We start from the raw sequence: 17,103 nt of genomic DNA, 5'->3' as shown, positions 1-17,103 counted from the left end.
AAGGGCTCATCTGCTATAGGCCCGTGACGCAGCAGATGTGTCAGGGCCCGCACAAATAACGCACCAACGGCCTCGATATGCCTCTGCTGGGCTTTGGTGTGTTTCAGATGACCGATGCCGCCGAGTGCGAGCGCGCGATAACCGACGCCATTGAAACCGGCTATCGTCTGATCGATACCGCCGCCTCCTACCAAAACGAAACTCAGGTCGGCAATGCCCTCAAGCAGAGTGGCATCGCGCGCGATGAGCTGTTCGTCACTACCAAATTGTGGCTGCAGGACACCAACTATCAAGGTGCCAAGGCGCAGTTTGAGCGCTCACTCAATCGCCTGCAGATGGATTATGTCGATCTCTATCTGATTCACCAGCCATACGGCGATGTGCACGGCGCGTGGCGGGCGATGGAAGAGTTGCAGCAGGCAGGCAAGATCAAAGCGATTGGCATCAGCAACTTCCAGCCGGATCGCCTCGCGGATCTCATCGCGTTCAACAAGATTGTTCCGGCGGTCAATCAGGTGGAAGTCAATCCGTTCAACCAACAGCTGCACGCGGTGCCGTGGATGAAGAGCCGCAACATTCAGCCTGAAGCCTGGGCGCCGTTTGCGGAAGGCAGAAACGGTTTATTCCAGCATCCGCTGCTGACGAAGATTGGCGAAAAATACGGCAAGAGCGTGGGTCAGGTGGTTCTGCGCTGGATCTTCCAACGCGGCATCGTGTCGCTGGCGAAATCGGTGCGCAAAGATCGCATGGCAGAAAACATCAACGTGCTGGACTTTGAACTCGGCGAGGCAGAAATGCAGCAAATTACCGCGCTGGATAGCGCGACCAGCGCCTTCTTCTCGCACCGCGATCCCGCGATGGTGGAGTGGCTGACAGGCCGTAAACTCGACGTGTAATCATCACCGACGCAACCTGAGGAACAGAGAGATGCAAAAACGTTATCTGGGAAATTCCGCACTGGAAGTTTCAGCGCTTGGCCTCGGCTGCATGGGGCTAAGTCATGGCTACGGTCCGGCAACGGATACTCAGCAGGCCATCAAGCTTATCCGGGCGGCCGTTGAGCGCGGCGTAACATTTTTCGATACCGCCGAAGTCTATGGGCCGTACCTGAATGAAGAAGTGGTTGGCGAAGCATTACAGCCGTATCGCGACGAGGTGGTTATCGCCACCAAATTTGGCTTCACCTTTGGCGCTGATAATAAGCAGCAGATCCTCAATAGCCGACCGGAGCATATTCGTGAAGCCGTTGAAGGTTCACTGCGTCGCCTGAAAACCGACGTGATTGATCTGCTGTATCAGCATCGTGTTGATCCCGACGTGCCGATTGAGGATGTGGCTGGCACGGTAAAAGATCTGATTAGTGAAGGCAAAGTTAAACACTTTGGTCTGTCAGAAGCGGGCGCGAATACCATTCGTCGCGCCCATGCGGTGCTGCCGGTCACCGCGCTGCAAAGTGAATATTCTATGTGGTGGCGCGAGCCGGAACAGGAAATCTTGCCGCTGTTAAAAGAGCTGGGCATCGGTTTTGTGCCTTTCAGCCCGTTAGGCAAAGGCTTCTTAACCGGCGCGATTAAATCGGGAGCGACCTTCGGTGAAGATGATTTCCGTAGCAAAGTGCCACGCTTTGCCGCCGAGGCGCTGGCAGCTAACGAAAAACTGGTGACGCTGGTGGCACAGCTGGCGGCGGAAAAAGGCGTGACCTCCGCCCAGATCGCGCTCGCCTGGCTGCTGGCGCAGGAGCCGTGGATTGTACCGATTCCGGGCACCACCAAACTGCATCGTCTGGAGGAGAACCTTGGCGCGGCGGAAATTGCGCTTTCCGCGGCAGAGTTGCAAAAGCTCAATCAGGCGCTGGAGACCATCAAAGTGATGGGTGAACGTTATCCTGCGGCGCTGCAGGCGCGGGTCGGCGGTTAAGCCAGGCTAACGCTTGCGGCGCGATGTTCAGCTGTCGCAAGCGTTGCATGTCGAAGCATTTTCGATTGCATCGACATTTTTTTGTATTTGACGTTTTTTTCTCAGTGGGTATGCTCAGCCACGTCAGGATCCCCCGGCCAGGGTTGGTTGAGACGATTACAGAGAGCCCATGAAAAACAGTAATGACAAACAGTTATGCGACATCGCGATTGGTGATGCGGTGATGGAATTATTTAACCAGGATGCGCCGGTTTCGCGTACCACGCTGCTCGCGCAATTAGAGAAGATGATACATGCGGGTGTGACGGCGGAAGAGGTGCGGATCGCCAGACTGGCTTTAAGTGTGGTGAAAAGCAGCATCGATAACGCTGAGCAATCTGAAAAGAACGTGATGAGCTTTAGGGCGAAAAACGTCGCGGCGGATGACTCAACGCAGCACTGATAGCTGCATGCCGGACAAAGTTGTCCGGCATAACGGCGCGGCGTTACCAGCGGTACTTATTCGAATCTTCCCACTCTTTAACTTCTTTCTCCGCACGGTCTTTTTCATAACCGTAACGTTCCTGGATTTTGCCGACCAGCTGATCGCGTTTTCCTTCAACCACGGTCATGTCATCATCGGTCAGGTCGCCCCATTTTTCCTTCACTTTCCCTTTGAACTGCTTCCAGTTGCCGCTAATACGATCTTCGTTCATGTTGATCTCCCTATTTCGTGGTGACTGTGTGCTGCCCTTCGCTGGCCTGATGCCAGCGGGTGAATTAATCCTGGCACAGGATTTGCGCTTTGCTTGCCTGAGCTGTGAGCTGACTCATAAATTTGCGAATGTGTGAGCCAGCGTGGAGAAAAAAGCCGTTAATAGCAAAAAGTGATTCTCTAACTCTTTGCTCTATAAGGCATTATGTTTGCCCGTCTATACAGACAATGCCGGGTTGCGATATAGTAACCGCCGATAAGACATTTCCGTCAACTTTTGGAAACCTGCATTACCCAATGCCATCCGCCATGAGCAAAACGCCAACCACTGACACGAAAAACAGAGAGCGTGGCCGCCCAAGAGAGTTCGATATCGAACAGGCTCTGGACAAAGCCATGATTGTTTTTCGTCAAAAGGGTTTTCATGCCGCGTCACTGAACGATTTGGGCGAGGCGATGGGGCTGACGGCGGGCAGCATTTATAAGGCTTTCAAAGATAAGCGCAGCCTGTTTCTGCTGGTGTTTGAACGCTACCTTTCGGTGCGCAATGCCGATCTGCGCCAGCGTCTGGCACAGTTCACCAGCGGCCGCGAGAAGCTCGGCGAGCTGCTGCAATTTTACCTCGATTCCGCGCGGGCGGTGGAAGGTCGTACCGGCTGTTTAGTGGTGGGCAGCGCGGTGGAGCTGCAGGTGCTGGATGACGATCTTTCGCAGCTGGTGAGTGAAGCGGTCATCCGCAATAAAAACTTCCTCGCCTCGCTGCTCAAAATGGGCCAGGAAGATGGCTCGGTCACGCCCAATCTGGATGTGGACACCGCCGCGGGATTGATCCTCTGCATCGCCTTTGGCATGCGCGTTGTGGGCAAGATCACCGATGTAAAAGATGAACCAGAGACCATCAAGTTAGTTATGAAGCTGCTGGACTAAAATTTGTCTAATTAGGAGTCGGATACTTCCTAAATAAGCGAAGCGTAAAGACGGAGGGCAAGTGAAAGACGAAGATTCAGATATTACGGAAGAGATTCGCGCATTGGTGGGCAGGGTAGTGACACGTATCCTGCGTCCTGATGAAGCGCTTACCGTTCAGGAACTCATAGGCGCGTTGTATCGCCTAAGTTTGCGCTCCACCGACAGCAAAACCAAAGTCGCCTGCGAGAAAGCCATTCGTATCCTGGCGAAAAAACTGCACTAATAGGGTCGCGCGTGCCGCGCCTTGTTGTTCTCCTCTGCTGAAGTCTGGCAATCCCTCGCCAAACACCTGTCTGATTAAAGCGGGCGATGCGCGGTCTCTTTCGCCTTCCACAGCGCAAACAGCGTGATCAGCAACGCCAGGCTGACATACAACGATACCCACAGCGTGCTGCCCATCTCTTTATACAAGGTCGTGATGATCAGGGGCGCAAAGCCACCGCCAATGATTCCTGCCAGCGTGTAAGCCAGTGACGATCCGGCGTAGCGCACGTGGCTGGGGAACTGCTCGGTGACAAACGCCGCCTGCGGTCCGTACATCACCGCATGAATCAGCAAGCCGCCAATGACCGCCAGCACAATCAGCACCGGCTGTGAGCTATCCAGCAGCACAAAGAACACAAACGACCAAACGATTGCCAGCAGCGCACCGGCAATGTAGACCGGACGACGGCCGAGCTTGTCGGAGAGCGCACCAAACATCGGCACCGTAATCGCATTGCCAATTGCGCCGAGCATAGTGGCCATTAACGCCAGCGGACGCGGCAGTTGCAGCACGGTGGTGACGTAGGTGAGGGTGAACACCACCACCAACGCATACAACACGTCGGAGCCGATACGTGAACCGCCAGCGATCAGTAGCTCACGCGGATAGCGAACAAACACCTCTTTCAGTGGCGTATGCGTGGTTTTCTCCGCCTGCTGCATCGCGACAAAGGTTGGCGTCTCTTCTACGCCGCGACGCAGCCATAAGCCAAACATCACCAGCAGCAGACTCAGCAGGAACGGAATGCGCCATCCCCACTCCTGAAACTGCTCGCCGCTCAACGCAACCGTTACCAGCGTGATAAATCCGGTACCAATCAAGGTACCGCACGAGGGACCCACCTGCGCAAACGAGGCGTTACGGCCACGCTTGTTGGCATCGCCATGCTCCATCGACAGCAACACCGCTCCGGCCCATTCGCCGCCTAATGCAATGCCCTGAATAAAGCGCAAGGCCACCAACAGCACTGGACTCCAGATGCCCCACGCCGCATAGCCCGGCAGCAGGCCCATCAGCGCGGTGGTGACGCCCATAATCACCAGGGTGGTGATCAATACTGCTTTACGCCCGGCGACATCGCCGAGATGACCAAAGATAAAGCCGCCCACCGGACGGGAAATGTAGCCGACCGCATAGGTGGAGAACGCCAGAATGGTACCGACCAGCGGATCGAAGCTGGGGAAAAAGACGTGGTTAAACACCAGCGCCGCCATGATGTTGTAGACCGTGAAGTCATACCACTCCAGCGCGGTGCCGATGGAGCTGGCCGCCGCGAGGCGACCGGTTTTGCTGTGGCTGGCGCGCGCGCCTGACGCGTGCGGCAACGTTGAATCGGTATTAGCCATGAGCCATCTCCTGTTGGGTTAACTGCCAGCTGAGGGAGTAGAGCTGTACGTCCGCGTTCAGTGCCTGCGCGGCATCGGCGGCGAGGGTTTTACACACCTGGGCGTCGCGGCAGGTCAGCAGCAGCATCGGATGCATTGGTCGCGTTGCGCTGGTTTCCCGTGGCAGCGGCGAGCTCAGCGTGGTGTCAGGCGTCAGCAAACGTGAGGCGATATAGCCGGGCGTTTGCTGCACGCTGCTTTGCCAGCTGCCCAGCGATGCAACATCTGTACCCGCTTTTAAGGTCAGCACCGCCAGATGGCTACCGGTGCCTTGTCCATGCTGATGCGATATGGCGCAGACGCGGCGCATCGGATTGACCATTTTGCTGAGGTTCTTCACCGACCATTCGGTCTGGCGCGTGAAGGCGGCGTGATAATCGGCGCTGGTAAAGGCTTCCAGCGATACGGTTTCATACAGGCCGAGGTATTTGCGTTCGGCATCCACCGCCTGGTAACGCGTGCCGCTAAGAAAGCCGCTAATGGCCACGCGCTCTTCAACGTGTTCGTGGTCGTACCATTGGTTGAAATCCGCTTCATCTGCAGCATCGATATTGGTGGCGACAAACAGCATGCCGTGGGGTTGAGTCATGATCAGCTACTCCGTTTCAGGGTGGTTTCAATCGCGGCAGCCCAGCTGAGTAATGCAGCATCGTTGCCATCGGTGGAAGAGAGCATCAGGCCAACCGGCGCAGCGCCGGGCTGATGACAAGGCAGAGAAATCGAACAGCCATCCAGCATGTTGATCACGCTGGTGTTGCGCAGCATCAGCAGGTTGACCTGCATGTAGCGCGCGGGATCCTCGAGCTCAGTCAGCGTCGGCGCGATCAACGGCACCGTCGGCATCAGGATGCCGTCGAAGGGCGCAACCGCCTGCTCGACGCGCTGTTTCCAGTCGGCGCGCAGTTGGTAAAGTTCGGCGGCATCCTCTTCGTTCAGTAAGCTGCCGCGATTAATGCGCGTCAGAACCTGAGGATCGTAGGCTTCTGGCTGGGATTGGGCGTAATGCTGATGCCATTGCCAGGCTTCCCACGCGGTAATGCCGCCACGCGCGTTAATGGAGTCCAGTTCTGCCAGCTCTGGCAGCGGCAGCTCGGTGATTTTCACGCCCTGCGCGTGCAGCACATCAAGCGCATGCAGCCAGGCGGCGCTGACGTGTTCGTCAAGGCCAGCCAGCACGCGCGTCTGCGGGATAACGAAATGCGCGTCCGATAGAGTGCGTTCATCCAGCGTGAGCGGCCGATCGGCAATCACGCTATCAAGCAGCCAGCAGCTGCGCACGTCGTGAGCGATCACACCGATGCTGTCGAGCGATGCCGCCAGCGGCAGCGTTCCGCGTTGATCAATGTGGCTGGCGCTCGGTTTGAAGCCGGTTAAGCCGCACAGCGCCGCCGGAATGCGCACCGAACCGCCGGTATCGGTGCCAACCGCCGCCAGACACATGCCATCGCTCACAGCGACTGCCGCACCGGAAGAGGAACCGCCCGGAATGCGTTGCTGCGCGCGCTGCCACGGATTGGCGGGTGTGCCGTAATGCGGATTGACGCCGAGGCCGGTGAATGCGAACTCGCTCATATTGGTTTTGCCAACGATGGCGCCACCGGCCTGCTGCAGCCGATCCACCATGCTAGCGTTCGCCGCGGCTGGGCTGGCGCTACTGAGCAAGCGGGAGCCGGCGGTGGTGACTTCTCCGGCGACATCAAACAGATCTTTGATGCTGATGGGCAGACCATCAATCGCGCTGCGTGGCTGTTGCTGCTGCCAGCGCGCACCGGCTTGCGCGGCCTGCTGCTGCGCATCCGCAGCATAAACGTTGGTGAACACGCGTTTGCCTTCACCGCCTTCCGACGCGATCGCACGCAGCGCATCCTGCGTCAGGGTTTCAGGGCTGATTTGCCCGGCGAGCAGCTGCTGGCTCGCTTGCCATAACGTTGTCATAGGGAACCTCAGGCGATAACCGGCAGCGAGCCAGTGATGTAGGTGTGTTCCAGCGTGCGGTTGAGCACCGGATCGTGCAGCGCCATGCGGAACTCACTGGCAGGACGAATCCCGCCGATGGCGCTTAGCGTGCCGCACGACATGGCGAAACCTTCCTCAACCTGGCCTGTAGCAAAGTAGCGGCTTAACAGATCGAGCGGCGTCAGCAGCGAGGAAAGGGCGCCTTGCTGATAAGTTACCCAGTCACCGTTGACGTTGATCCATGCACGAAGCTCGAGCTGATCCCAGTGCGCTTTAACGTCCGCCATGCGCCACGCGTGACCGGCCACCGGTTTGATGCACGCCTGTTTCGATAGCGCCACGCTGAAAGTTTCCAGATGGCGATCGGTATGATCGGAAATCAGCGACACCCAATATTCGCCGCGATGGAAAAACACAAAGGGTTCAGCTTCACCGGACGTCTGATCGCCGACCACTTCCAGCTGCGTTTCCTGACTTAATTGATTGGTGGCGACGCGGTAAAACAGCGGCACTGCACCAGGAGCGGGCACGCCGAGTGCTTCCAGCTCCCTGATATGGTGCAGCACCGCTTCCTGATCGCGTCCTACCCAGCCCGCGATAACAAGTTGATTAACCTCAACATCCAGTACTGCCGCATCGGCGTAATCTGTCGTAAACCGTAATTGCATGGGATCGATCTCCAGGTGAGAAATGCGTGTGAAATTTCACTGTGATTTCAATCTAGCCATTTTCATGCCAGGTTTTTGTGTAATATGTCTCAGTTACCTAATAAGGATTTGTGTGATGAGTAATGTGATGGCTGAAAATGTGAGCTCGCCGACGACCCCGAAGAGCATTTCGCTTAACGAGCGCGCCTATCTGGCGTTCAAGCACCGGCTGATCACGCTGCGCTACAAACCGGGCGACTATCTCAATATCGCGCAGGTGATGGATGACCTTGAGATGGGCAGAACGCCGGTGAATCAGGCGGTGCATCGGCTGGAGACGGAAGGGCTGTTGCAGATTATCCCGCGCAAGGGCGTGATGGTGGCGCCGCTGTCGATTGATGATGCGCTGGAGTTAATTGAGGTGCGTCTGGTGAATGAGGCGCTGTGCTTGCGGCTGGCTTCGCAGCGGGTCAATGCGGCGCAGATCGTCTATCTGCGGGAGATGAATCAGCGCATTGCCAATGCCAGCGCCTCACGCGATCGCGAACAGATGATGCTGCTGGACCGCGAATTTCATCAGGTACTGGCGGACATCGCCGCCAACGGTCGGCTGGCCGATATTCTCAGCATTATCCACGCGCAGGCGCAGCGCTTCTGGGCCACCACGCTTTCCAGCGCTGCGCACATGAACGAAGTGATCGCCGAACACGAAGCGATCATTGCGGCGCTGGAGCAGGGAAATGCCGAGCTAGCGGAAGAGGCGGCGCGGGTGCATATCTATTCGTTTAAACAGGCGCTGCTGAATAATTAATACTCGGCTTCTTCACCCGGCAGCGGAATAGAGAGTTCCATGCCCTCAACCCCGGCGTAGAAAATAATCAGCTCGGCACGCTGATCCGTGGTGAAACCACGATGGGCAATGTCGATGGATTCATTAAAGGCTTCGCCAGCGTTAAACGTTTTAGTCTCGCCGCTGGCTTTGTCTTCGATAGTCAGCGATCCCGATAAAATATACGCGGTATTCGGCATCGGATGCGTATGCCACGGCAGCTCGGAATGTGCAGGAATGGTCATCTTCATCACCGTGATCTCGGGCTTACCGGCTGGATAGTGTTCAATATGCTGGCCATTCCAGGCTTGCCCGCTTTGCAGTAGCGTTTCTGCACTGTTTTCATGTTCGTTATCGGCGCTCATCTCATTCCCCTGAATCGTCATTAAAATCTCTCCCGCACAGGATAGTGCAAATCAGCAAGGCTGCGCGTGCAATCACTGTCAGCCTAAGCCGCTCGGTGATGCTCGGGTCACTTGTAAAAGAATTGTGATCGGTCACCAGGAACTGCTTAAAGTAATCGATTACTTTGTTTCTCTCAGTGGAATGTAATCGATTTCTTTTTGGCGCGAGGTCAGCATGGTTTCGACAACTACAGGTTCTGAGATCGCGGCGAGGCAGCAGCGTCTGCTGATTCCCCGCTTGTCATTGATGATGTTCATGCAGTTTTTCATTTGGGGAAGCTGGTCCGTAACGCTCGGGCTGGTGATGACGCAGCACAACATGTCATTGCTGATTGGTGATGCTTTCTCAGCAGGGCCGATCGCCTCAATACTGTCGCCGTTTGTGCTGGGCATGTTGGTTGACCGCTTCTTCCCTTCACAGAAAGTCATGGCGGTGATGAACCTGGCGGGCGCGGTGATTTTATGGTTTGTCCCGGGCGCGCTGGTGGCCGAAAACGGCGCGCTGCTGATTGGCTTGCTGTTTGGCTATACGCTGTGTTTTATGCCGACGCTGGCGCTCTCTAACAACATTGCCTTTCACAGCCTGGCCAGCAGTGACAAAAGTTTTCCGGTGGTGCGGGTGTTCGGCACCATTGGCTGGATTGTGGCGGGCATCTTTATTGGTGTTACCGGCATCGCCTCCAGTACCGCGATTTTCACCCTGGCCGCAATCTGCTCGGTGGCGTTGGCAATTTACAGTCTGACGCTGCCGCATACGCCTGCACCGGCGAAAGGCATGCCGCTAAAAGTGCGCGATCTGTTCTGCGCGGATGCCTTTGCGCTGCTGAAAATCCGTCACTTCTTCGTGTTTGCTCTCTGCGCCACCTTGATCTCCATCCCGCTCGGCACCTATTACGCCTACACCGCGTCCTGGCTGGCGGATGCGGGCGTGAGTAACGTCAGTACCGCGATGTCATTTGGTCAGATGTCCGAAATCGTCTTCATGCTGGTGATCCCGCTGCTGTTCCGCCGCCTTGGCGTCAAATACATGTTGCTGGTCGGCATGGTGGCGTGGTTTGTGCGCTACGCGCTGTTTGCCATGGGCATGAACGATGAAAGCCGCGCACTGATCTACATGGGCATTCTGCTGCACGGTGTCTGTTATGACTTCTTCTTTGTGGTGGGCTTTATCTACACCGACCGCATCGCCGGCGAGAAAGTGAAAGGGCAGGCGCAGAGCATGGTGGTGATGTTCACCTACGGTATTGGCATGCTGCTGGGTTCGCAGATCTCGGGCGCGCTGTATAACCGCCTGATTGCCGGACAGGGCACGGCGCAAAACTGGGCAACATTCTGGTGGATCCCCGCAATTGCCGCAGCGGTGATCGCCGTTCTTTTCCTCTTCACCTTTAAATACCGGGATGAAGCGGTTTGATTGACGGGAGATGTAAGTGAAAACGTTAAAAGGACCGGGAATTTTTCTCGCGCAGTTTATTGGGCAGCAGCCACCGTTTAATTCGCTCGCAGGGTTGGCGCAATGGGCCTCTGCGCTCGGTTATAAGGCGCTACAGATGCCTTGTAATCACCCGCTAATTTTTGATCTGCCGCGCGCCGCAACCAGTCAAACCTATTGCGATGAAGTGACGGGTTTGCTGGCCAACTACGGCTTGCAGATCAGTGAATTATCGACGCACCTGGAGGGCCAGCTGATTGCCGTCCATCCGGCGCACGATCGCGCCTTCGACGGCTTTGCACCCGCCGCCTTGCACGGCGACAAAGAAAAGCGCACCGCGTGGGCGATTCAGACGGTGAAGCTGGCAGCGGCCGCGTCAGCCAACCTGGGATTGCAGGCCCACGCGACGTTCTCCGGTTCGCTGGCCTGGCCGTATCTCTATCCGTGGCCGCCACACAATCCTCAGCTATTGAGTGAAGCTTTCTCAGAGCTGGCGCGGCGCTGGCTGCCGGTGCTGGACGAGTTTGACCGCTACGGCATTGATGTCTGCTACGAGATCCATCCCGGTGAGGATTTGCATGATGGCGTGACGTTTGAACGCTTCCTGGCGTTAGTGAACAATCATGCGCGCTGCAACATTTTGTTCGATCCCAGCCACTTGCACTTGCAGCATATCGATTATCTGCAGTTCATCGATATCTACCATCAGCGCATTAAGGCGTTTCACGTTAAAGATGCCGAATATCTGCCGAACGGACGCAGCGGCGTGTATGGCGGTTATCAGCGCTGGATAGATCGTGCTGGTCGCTTCCGCTCACCCGGTGACGGACAGATCGATTTCCCGGCCATTTTCAGCAAGCTGGCGCAATACGATTATGCCGGTTGGGCGGTGCTGGAGTGGGAGTGTTGCCTGAAAGAGGCGGAAACCGGCGCGCGCGAGGGCGCCGACTTCATCCGTCGCCACATCATTCCGGTGGCCGAACGGGCATTCGATGACTTTGCCGCACAACCGCAGCAGGCGGCCAGCATCCGCGCCCAGTTGGGGTTAAATGCGGTAAAGTCGCATGATTAAGGCGGGCGCGAAATTATGCTAGCCTCCGTAGTATCTGACTGAGCAAGAGTTGTAAGCATGTCCATCCAAAAAATCGCCCGCTTAGCGGGCGTTTCTGTGGCAACAGTTTCACGGGTGCTGAATAACAGCGATACGGTAAAAGCGCTGAATCGTGAGAAAGTCCTGCACGCTATTAAAGCGAGTAATTACCAGCCAAATTTATTAGCGCGTCAGTTGCGAACTGCACGTAGCTCAATGATTCTCGTGATGGTGTCGGATATCTCCAATCCCTTTTGTGCCGAGTTGGTAAAAGGCATTGAGGAGCAGGCGGAGAAAAACAGTTATCGCATTCTGTTGTGCAATTCTGGCTCAGACATCGAGCGCTCCCGCTCCAGTTTGCAATTGCTGGCCGGGAAAATGGTGGATGGCATTATCACCATGGATGCGTTCAGTAAGTTGCCAGAACTGGCGCAGCTGATTGGCGAAACGCCGTGGGTGCAATGCGCGGAATACGCCGATGCCGGTGATGTCTCCTGCGTGGGCATTGATGATGTGCAGGCATCAAAGCACGTCGTGGCGTTTCTGGCGGGCAGGGGACGACAGCGTATTGCCCTAATCAACCACGATCTCAGCTATAAATATGCGCAGCTGCGGCAGGCGGGTTATCAGCAGCAACTTATCCATGAAGCACGCAGCTGGCAGGCCATCACGTACGCCACCGAGCTGAGTTTTAATGCCGGTAAACAGGCGATGGAAGCCTTGCTGAGAGCGCCCGAGCGTCCAGATGCCGTGTTTGCCGTGTCGGATACCTTAGCGGCGGGCGCGCTGTCAGCCATTCATGCCGCCGGGCTGCGCGTGCCGCAGGATATAGCGGTGACGGGGTTTGATGGATCCGACCTCGCCGAAATGGTCACGCCGCCGCTGAGCACGCTGGCGCAGCCGTCGCGCGATATGGGGCGCAAGGCGTTTACCTTGCTGCTGAATAAGATCGATCAACCTGATTCGCCGGCTCAACGCATTATGATGGACTGGCACTTTGTGGTGCGCGCCAGTACTTAATCGGCGTTTACGAAGGCTGCGAAGTATATGGTCTGATGTTGTAAAGGTGCCGTTCAGAGCTTCAGGTCCGTATTTTTCAACCAAACAGGCGCTGGCGATTTTGCGTCAGCGCGTGCGCCACATCAGGCAGCATCGGGAAAGAACTCTGACCACCATATTTCTGGATTGAGCAGGAACTGATTTCAGCCGCGAAAGGAATCGCTTCTTCCAATTCGATGTTGTTCACCAGGCAATAGGCGATGCCGCCAATAAAGGAATCCCCTGCGCCGGTGGTATCCACCACATCCGGACAGAACACGGCGGGATAATGTCTGGCACCGGCATCACCGGATAACACCGCGCCTTTCTCGCCCAGCGTAATAATCACCCGGCCATTCACCTTCTGCTGTAGCGCTGCCGCACAGGTCATCGCTTCCTTAACCGACGTGACAGCGGTATTGCTCATAAAGCTGGCTTCGGTCTCATTCACCACCAGTAAATCGACCTGACTCAGCGCCTGCGGAGAGATTTCGCGTGCTGGCGCGTTGTTCAGCAAAATCTTGCATTCATGGCGGCGTGCCACGCTGATGGCACGTTCAACCACATGATCGGGAATTTCCGACTGCAGGATTAACAGTGGCCGATCACTGAATAACCCATCGTGAATATCAGATTCGGTTATCAGGTAGTTTGCGCCCTTAATAATGGTGCTGCAGTAATCGCCGGATTCCAGAATCTGCACGATGCCAATGCCGGAGGTTTTTCCGCGCTGGCTAATGTTATCCACCGATACGCCATTTTCGTTCAGTGATTTTATTAGCTCAGAACCATAAATATCATTGCCCACGCAGCCCACCATATTGACGTTCAGTCCCAGCTTGGCGCACTGAACCGCCTGGTTTGCCCCTTTACCGCCCGGCATCAACATTAATTCGTTGCCGGTAAACGTCTCCCCAATTTCCGGCAGGCGATCCTGCTGGACAAGAATGTCGTAGTTAAGACTGCCAATAACAACAATATTATGTTTCATCATTTCGGCCCTTAATTGGCGGTGCGCTTGGACGCAACCGCATTTCTGGTGTTGTGTAAACTGGTCTGACTTTTTTCGCTGGTCTTGCTGGCGATAAGGGTAAAGATGGCATCCAGAATATTCAGATGCACAATGCGCGTGGTGGCGTTCTCTCCGGTAATCGGATTGTTTTTAACCGACGAGATAATCGAGTGCCGGGCAATTAAACTCAGTGGGCTGTTGGGATAATTGGTCAGGCAGATGGTTTCTGCGCCGTTCTCATTCGCCGCTTTTACCATCTGAATAATGTCCGTGGTTTGGCCGGAGTGAGAAATCGCCAGCAGGATATCGCCGGGTTGCATCAATGAGGCGGTCATCAGCTGCTTGTGGCTGTCACTAAACACCGACGAGAAGATGCCGATCTTCAGCAGCTTATGATTGAAGTCATCACAGATAGAACCTGAGCCACCGCACCCGGCAATAACTATGCGTGCGCTTTCTGGTTTATTAATAAACAGATACGCCACTGCTTTTATCACGGCACTATTAATCACGCTCAGGGAATCCTGCAGTGCCAGCACCGAATTTAAAAAGGTGCTTTCAATCACCTGCTCGACATATTTTTCTGAATCGGGGATTACCGGAATATCGATGATATCTTCCTGCGTGCTGACTTGCCGGGCAATATTGATTTTCAGATCGTGAAAACCGGTAAAACCGAGTTTCTTCGATACTTTAGTAATGCTCGAGACGCTAACATTCAGATAATTCGCAATATCAGTGATGCACATTTTAGATAAAGACTGCGGATTGTCGTCAATAAAACGTGCAATTGAACGTTCCTTTTTTCCCAGCTCAGGCGCAAGGGTGCGAGCCAGCAGAAATATCTCATTGCCTTTAAGTCGATTATGCATTTTGCGCGCTCATTAAAAACGTTGCCGCTAAGCTAGCATGGCAGTTAGGGGAAAAGTGTTAACTGGATCACACGCTGTAAAACGTTTTACTGATGCATTTTACTGACAGTAAAATAAAAGCATCGTTATTGCGATTGTTATTTCATTAACAGTAAAATAGCTATTTAACTTATTGTATTGCAATGATTTTACTCGCAGTAAAATTTTTACTATTATAAATCTACCGTTTATTTTATTAGCGGTAGTATTTAGCTGATCGCATTTACCTGATGAATATTCTCATTTATAAGAACATGGAAATCCCATTAAAGGTAATTTAAAAAATGAAATTCTCATCACGTATAAATTCATTTCGCTCCAGAGCCGATCTGTTTGCGGCGAAGAACAATATGGATACTTGCGATCTTATTACGCGTATGGGTAGCGTTGCGGGCTTGACGCATATTGAGCTGAATTATCCGGAACACTTTATTGGTCAGGATAAAGCGCTGATTAAACAGACCATCGCCGATAACAATTTGCAGGTGGGCGGCATCGCACTGCGTTATAACAAAGAGTTCATCGAGGGTGAATTCACCAATCCGGATGCCGCACTGCGAAAAAAAGCGATTGAAATTACCCTTGAAGCCGCAGAGATGTGCAAATACCTTGGCGGTAATACCGTCACGCTGTGGTTTGGCTACGATGGCTACGATTATCCGTTCCAGCAGGATTATTTCCGCGCCTATGAGTGGCTGGTCAGCGCATTACAGACCGTGACCCAGGCACACGCGGATATGCAATTCAGTTTTGAATATAAGCCGTATGAACCGCGCACCTTCTCCTTTATTGGTGATGTCTCTTCAACGCTGATGCTGATTGATGATGTAGGCTCCGACAATCTCGGTATTACCCTCGATTTCTGTCACATGATCATGAAGAAAGAGAATCCCGCTTTCTCACTGTTCCAGTCGGCACGCAAAAACCGTCTGGTGGGCTTCCACCTGAATGATGGTTATGGTCATTTTGATGATGGATTGATGCTGGGTTCCGTGCACCTGATGCAGACGCTTGAATACATCTATTACGCAAAACGCGTTAACTTCAGCGGCCTGATCTATTTCGATACCTTCCCAAGCCGTGAAGATCCGGTTGCCGAATGCGCGCAAAACATTCGCATGTATAAAGCGCTCTCTAGCTTTATTGATCGCCTGAGCATTGATGAAATCGATCAGCTGATTAAAAGCCAGGATGCGCTGAAAGTGCAGGGCATGCTGATGAAAATCATCGCTGAATAAAAACAAAATCAAAACTTACCTCTATTAACTACCACCAGTCAGTGTCTGACACGGGGGAAACTATGTTCGACAAAATAGGTTTGCCTAAAAACTTGCTTTGGGGCTATATCGGCCTCGCGATATTCATGATCGGCGATGGTGTAGAACAAGCGTGGATTGCCATCTGGCTGGTGGATAAAGGGCTGTCTGTCGCGCAAGCCTCTTATCTGATCACCGCATACGGTGTCACCGTGACGCTGGCGGCCTGGGTGACCGGCGTACTGGTGCAAACCCTCGGCCCGCGCAAAGTGATGCTGTATGGGTTGATCACCTTTGTTATCGGCAGTATCGGGTTTATCGGCGTTGGCCTCAAGACCATGCACATGGCCTGGATGCTGCCGTTTTATGCCATTCGCGGCATCGGTTATCCACTGTTTGCCTACTCGTTTCTCATCTGGATTAACTACAGCACGCCGGTGGAGCGCCGTTCTACCGCAGTGGGTTGGTTCTGGTTTACCTTCTCGCTGGGTTTGAGCGTCATCGGTCCGTTCTTCTCCTCGCTGGCATTGCCGGTGATGGGCGAAATTCATGTGCTGTGGGTCGGCATGGTATTTGTGGTCGTCGGCTCCGTGTTAGGCATTTGGGTGAACCGCGACGTGGTACCGGCATCTGAAATTCATCCTTTCAGCGCGGCGGAGTTAATTAAAGGCATCACCATTCTGCAGCGTCCGGTGATTGCGATGGGATTGGTGGTGAAATCGGTAAACGGCATCGCCCAATATGGCCTGGCGACCTTCCTGCCGCTCTATCTGATCAGTTTCGGCTACAGTAAAACCGAATGGCTGCATATGTGGTCGGCGGTGTTCCTGGTGGCGATTTTCGCCAATCTGTTCTTTGGCTTCTTTGGCGATAAGTTTGGCTGGCGAACCACTATCATGTGGGTCGGTGGCTTTGGCTATGCCGCGGTGCTGATTTTGGTCTGGGCCGTGCCGCAGCTGCTGGGCCATAACTTCTATGTGATGGCATTGGTGCTGTGCCTGTGCGGTATTACCATGGCCGGTTATGTGCCGCTGTCGGCGCTGTTCCCGTTGCTGGCCCCGGACAGCAAAGGCGCGGCCATGTCGGTGCTGAATCTGGGCGCAGGTCTCGGGGCATTTATCGCACCTGCCATCACCGCGCTGTTCTACTCATCGCTGGGTGCGGGCGGGGTGCTGGGAATTTATGCCGGGCTTTATGTTCTGAGCGGGGTGTTGACGCCATTCCTGAAAACGCCTGAAGAGCTGGATGCGCGAGTGGCGATGACGGACAAAGCGGCCTGAAAGACGTGAGATTTTGGT

19 protein-coding genes are annotated in these 17,103 nt (G+C 54.6%); 11 read left to right on the top strand and 8 right to left on the bottom strand.

The genetic code is table 11. The features are described 5' to 3' along the window. The first annotated feature begins 77 nt into the window (after positions 1-77). From K5Y32_RS08000 to K5Y32_RS07990, 3 genes are all read left to right on the top strand, one after another. Complete coding sequence (locus K5Y32_RS08000; protein WP_222182658.1) at positions 78-896, top strand: aldo/keto reductase; 819 nt, start codon at positions 78-80, stop codon at positions 894-896. 31 nt (positions 897-927) lie between these two features. Further along, entirely contained in the window at positions 928-1,917 is a 990-nt protein-coding gene (locus K5Y32_RS07995; RefSeq protein ID WP_222182656.1) for an aldo/keto reductase, read from the top strand. 169 nt (positions 1,918-2,086) lie between these two features. Beyond that, entirely contained in the window at positions 2,087-2,359 is a 273-nt protein-coding gene (locus tag K5Y32_RS07990; RefSeq protein WP_222182655.1) for a hypothetical protein, read from the top strand. Between the two features lie 43 nt (positions 2,360-2,402). Here the strand turns inward: K5Y32_RS07990 and K5Y32_RS07985 are convergent, their stop codons facing one another. Then, positions 2,403-2,612 (bottom strand): CsbD family protein, encoded by a 210-nt coding sequence (locus tag K5Y32_RS07985; RefSeq protein WP_007892931.1) that lies wholly within the window; start codon positions 2,610-2,612, stop codon positions 2,403-2,405. Between the two features lie 308 nt (positions 2,613-2,920). On the opposite strand from K5Y32_RS07985, the gene K5Y32_RS07980 reads away from it, so the two are divergent. Both K5Y32_RS07980 and K5Y32_RS07975 read left to right on the top strand, forming a co-directional pair. After that, positions 2,921-3,538, top strand: a complete 618-nt coding sequence (locus K5Y32_RS07980; protein WP_370634167.1) for a TetR/AcrR family transcriptional regulator — start codon at positions 2,921-2,923, stop codon at positions 3,536-3,538. A 61-nt stretch (positions 3,539-3,599) separates the two neighbouring features. Further along, positions 3,600-3,803: a hypothetical protein gene (locus K5Y32_RS07975; RefSeq protein ID WP_101764092.1), complete on the top strand. Its 204-nt coding sequence runs from the start codon at positions 3,600-3,602 to the stop codon at positions 3,801-3,803. Between the two features lie 74 nt (positions 3,804-3,877). On the opposite strand, the gene K5Y32_RS07970 is transcribed toward K5Y32_RS07975, so the two are convergent. From K5Y32_RS07970 to K5Y32_RS07955, 4 genes are read right to left on the bottom strand one after another with little or no spacing between them, the layout of a single operon-like run. Next, positions 3,878-5,191 carry an MFS transporter gene (locus K5Y32_RS07970; RefSeq protein ID WP_222182651.1) on the bottom strand — a complete coding sequence of 438 codons (1,314 nt, stop codon included), beginning with the start codon at positions 5,189-5,191 and terminating at the stop codon, positions 3,878-3,880. After that, a complete protein-coding gene (locus K5Y32_RS07965; protein WP_222182649.1) occupies positions 5,184-5,819 on the bottom strand; it encodes a DUF4286 family protein in 636 nt (211 codons plus the stop codon). Before K5Y32_RS07965 ends, K5Y32_RS07970 begins: the two co-directional genes overlap by 8 nt. A gap of 2 nt (positions 5,820-5,821) precedes the next feature. Then, on the bottom strand, positions 5,822-7,165 hold the full coding sequence (locus tag K5Y32_RS07960; RefSeq protein ID WP_222182647.1) for an amidase: 1,344 nt from the start codon (positions 7,163-7,165) through the stop codon (positions 5,822-5,824). Between the two features lie 8 nt (positions 7,166-7,173). After that, on the bottom strand, positions 7,174-7,854 hold the full coding sequence (locus K5Y32_RS07955; RefSeq protein WP_222182645.1) for a DUF2848 domain-containing protein: 681 nt from the start codon (positions 7,852-7,854) through the stop codon (positions 7,174-7,176). Between the two features lie 115 nt (positions 7,855-7,969). On the opposite strand from K5Y32_RS07955, the gene K5Y32_RS07950 reads away from it, so the two are divergent. Continuing rightward, positions 7,970-8,644, top strand: coding sequence for a GntR family transcriptional regulator (locus K5Y32_RS07950; RefSeq protein WP_222182643.1), 675 nt, complete (start codon positions 7,970-7,972; stop codon positions 8,642-8,644). Here the strand turns inward: K5Y32_RS07950 and K5Y32_RS07945 are convergent. Further along, positions 8,641-9,027, bottom strand: a complete 387-nt coding sequence (locus tag K5Y32_RS07945) for a cupin domain-containing protein (protein ID WP_167391207.1) — start codon at positions 9,025-9,027, stop codon at positions 8,641-8,643. The genes K5Y32_RS07950 and K5Y32_RS07945 overlap by 4 nt on opposite strands. Positions 9,028-9,241: 214 nt before the next feature. On the opposite strand from K5Y32_RS07945, the gene K5Y32_RS07940 reads away from it, so the two are divergent. The 3 genes from K5Y32_RS07940 to K5Y32_RS07930 are packed head-to-tail and all read left to right on the top strand — an operon-like array spanning position 9,242 to position 12,608. After that, entirely contained in the window at positions 9,242-10,480 is a 1,239-nt protein-coding gene (locus K5Y32_RS07940; protein WP_110866357.1) for an MFS transporter, read from the top strand. Between the two features lie 16 nt (positions 10,481-10,496). Next, positions 10,497-11,570 carry a sugar phosphate isomerase/epimerase gene (locus tag K5Y32_RS07935; protein ID WP_222182641.1) on the top strand — a complete coding sequence of 358 codons (1,074 nt, stop codon included), beginning with the start codon at positions 10,497-10,499 and terminating at the stop codon, positions 11,568-11,570. 57 nt (positions 11,571-11,627) lie between these two features. Further along, the gene (locus K5Y32_RS07930) at positions 11,628-12,608 is read left to right on the top strand and encodes a LacI family DNA-binding transcriptional regulator (protein WP_222182639.1); all 981 of its coding nucleotides are present in this window, start codon (positions 11,628-11,630) and stop codon (positions 12,606-12,608) included. Positions 12,609-12,684: 76 nt separating this feature from the next. Here the strand turns inward: K5Y32_RS07930 and K5Y32_RS07925 are convergent, their stop codons facing one another. Continuing rightward, positions 12,685-13,617, bottom strand: coding sequence for a ribokinase (locus K5Y32_RS07925; RefSeq protein WP_222182935.1), 933 nt, complete (start codon positions 13,615-13,617; stop codon positions 12,685-12,687). An 11-nt stretch (positions 13,618-13,628) separates the two neighbouring features. Then, complete coding sequence (locus K5Y32_RS07920; protein WP_137385979.1) at positions 13,629-14,510, bottom strand: SIS domain-containing protein; 882 nt, start codon at positions 14,508-14,510, stop codon at positions 13,629-13,631. Between the two features lie 323 nt (positions 14,511-14,833). Between K5Y32_RS07920 and K5Y32_RS07915 the strand changes: the two genes are divergently transcribed. Both K5Y32_RS07915 and K5Y32_RS07910 read left to right on the top strand, forming a co-directional pair. Beyond that, on the top strand, positions 14,834-15,787 hold the full coding sequence (locus K5Y32_RS07915; RefSeq protein WP_101764104.1) for a sugar phosphate isomerase/epimerase: 954 nt from the start codon (positions 14,834-14,836) through the stop codon (positions 15,785-15,787). A 62-nt stretch (positions 15,788-15,849) separates the two neighbouring features. Beyond that, positions 15,850-17,085 carry an MFS transporter gene (locus K5Y32_RS07910; RefSeq protein WP_110866351.1) on the top strand — a complete coding sequence of 412 codons (1,236 nt, stop codon included), beginning with the start codon at positions 15,850-15,852 and terminating at the stop codon, positions 17,083-17,085. The last annotated feature ends 18 nt before the right edge of the window (positions 17,086-17,103 follow it).

The sequence above is a fragment of the Pantoea sp. DY-15 genome, assembly GCF_019795935.1.
GTDB lineage: Bacteria > Pseudomonadota > Gammaproteobacteria > Enterobacterales > Enterobacteriaceae > Pantoea > Pantoea leporis.
The sequence above is the reverse complement of the archived record's forward strand: the minus strand, read 5'-3'. Positions and strand labels throughout refer to the sequence as shown.

Bases quoted from the DNA above. Each gene is read 5' to 3' on its own strand.
- K5Y32_RS08000 (WP_222182658.1), top strand. From the start codon at position 78: ATGCCTCTGCTGGGCTTTGGTGTGTTTCAGATGACCGATGCCGCCGAG.
- K5Y32_RS07995 (WP_222182656.1), top strand. From the start codon at position 928: ATGCAAAAACGTTATCTGGGAAATTCCGCACTGGAAGTTTCAGCGCTT.
- K5Y32_RS07990 (WP_222182655.1), top strand. From the start codon at position 2,087: ATGAAAAACAGTAATGACAAACAGTTATGCGACATCGCGATTGGTGAT.
- K5Y32_RS07985 (WP_007892931.1), bottom strand. From the start codon at position 2,612: ATGAACGAAGATCGTATTAGCGGCAACTGGAAGCAGTTCAAAGGGAAA.
- K5Y32_RS07980 (WP_370634167.1), top strand. From the start codon at position 2,921: ATGAGCAAAACGCCAACCACTGACACGAAAAACAGAGAGCGTGGCCGC.
- K5Y32_RS07970 (WP_222182651.1), bottom strand. From the start codon at position 5,191: ATGGCTAATACCGATTCAACGTTGCCGCACGCGTCAGGCGCGCGCGCC.
- K5Y32_RS07965 (WP_222182649.1), bottom strand. From the start codon at position 5,819: ATGACTCAACCCCACGGCATGCTGTTTGTCGCCACCAATATCGATGCT.
- K5Y32_RS07960 (WP_222182647.1), bottom strand. From the start codon at position 7,165: ATGACAACGTTATGGCAAGCGAGCCAGCAGCTGCTCGCCGGGCAAATC.
- K5Y32_RS07955 (WP_222182645.1), bottom strand. From the start codon at position 7,854: ATGCAATTACGGTTTACGACAGATTACGCCGATGCGGCAGTACTGGAT.
- K5Y32_RS07950 (WP_222182643.1), top strand. From the start codon at position 7,970: ATGAGTAATGTGATGGCTGAAAATGTGAGCTCGCCGACGACCCCGAAG.
- K5Y32_RS07945 (WP_167391207.1), bottom strand. From the start codon at position 9,027: ATGAGCGCCGATAACGAACATGAAAACAGTGCAGAAACGCTACTGCAA.
- K5Y32_RS07940 (WP_110866357.1), top strand. From the start codon at position 9,242: ATGGTTTCGACAACTACAGGTTCTGAGATCGCGGCGAGGCAGCAGCGT.
- K5Y32_RS07930 (WP_222182639.1), top strand. From the start codon at position 11,628: ATGTCCATCCAAAAAATCGCCCGCTTAGCGGGCGTTTCTGTGGCAACA.
- K5Y32_RS07925 (WP_222182935.1), bottom strand. From the start codon at position 13,617: ATGAAACATAATATTGTTGTTATTGGCAGTCTTAACTACGACATTCTT.
- K5Y32_RS07920 (WP_137385979.1), bottom strand. From the start codon at position 14,510: ATGCATAATCGACTTAAAGGCAATGAGATATTTCTGCTGGCTCGCACC.
- K5Y32_RS07915 (WP_101764104.1), top strand. From the start codon at position 14,834: ATGAAATTCTCATCACGTATAAATTCATTTCGCTCCAGAGCCGATCTG.
- K5Y32_RS07910 (WP_110866351.1), top strand. From the start codon at position 15,850: ATGTTCGACAAAATAGGTTTGCCTAAAAACTTGCTTTGGGGCTATATC.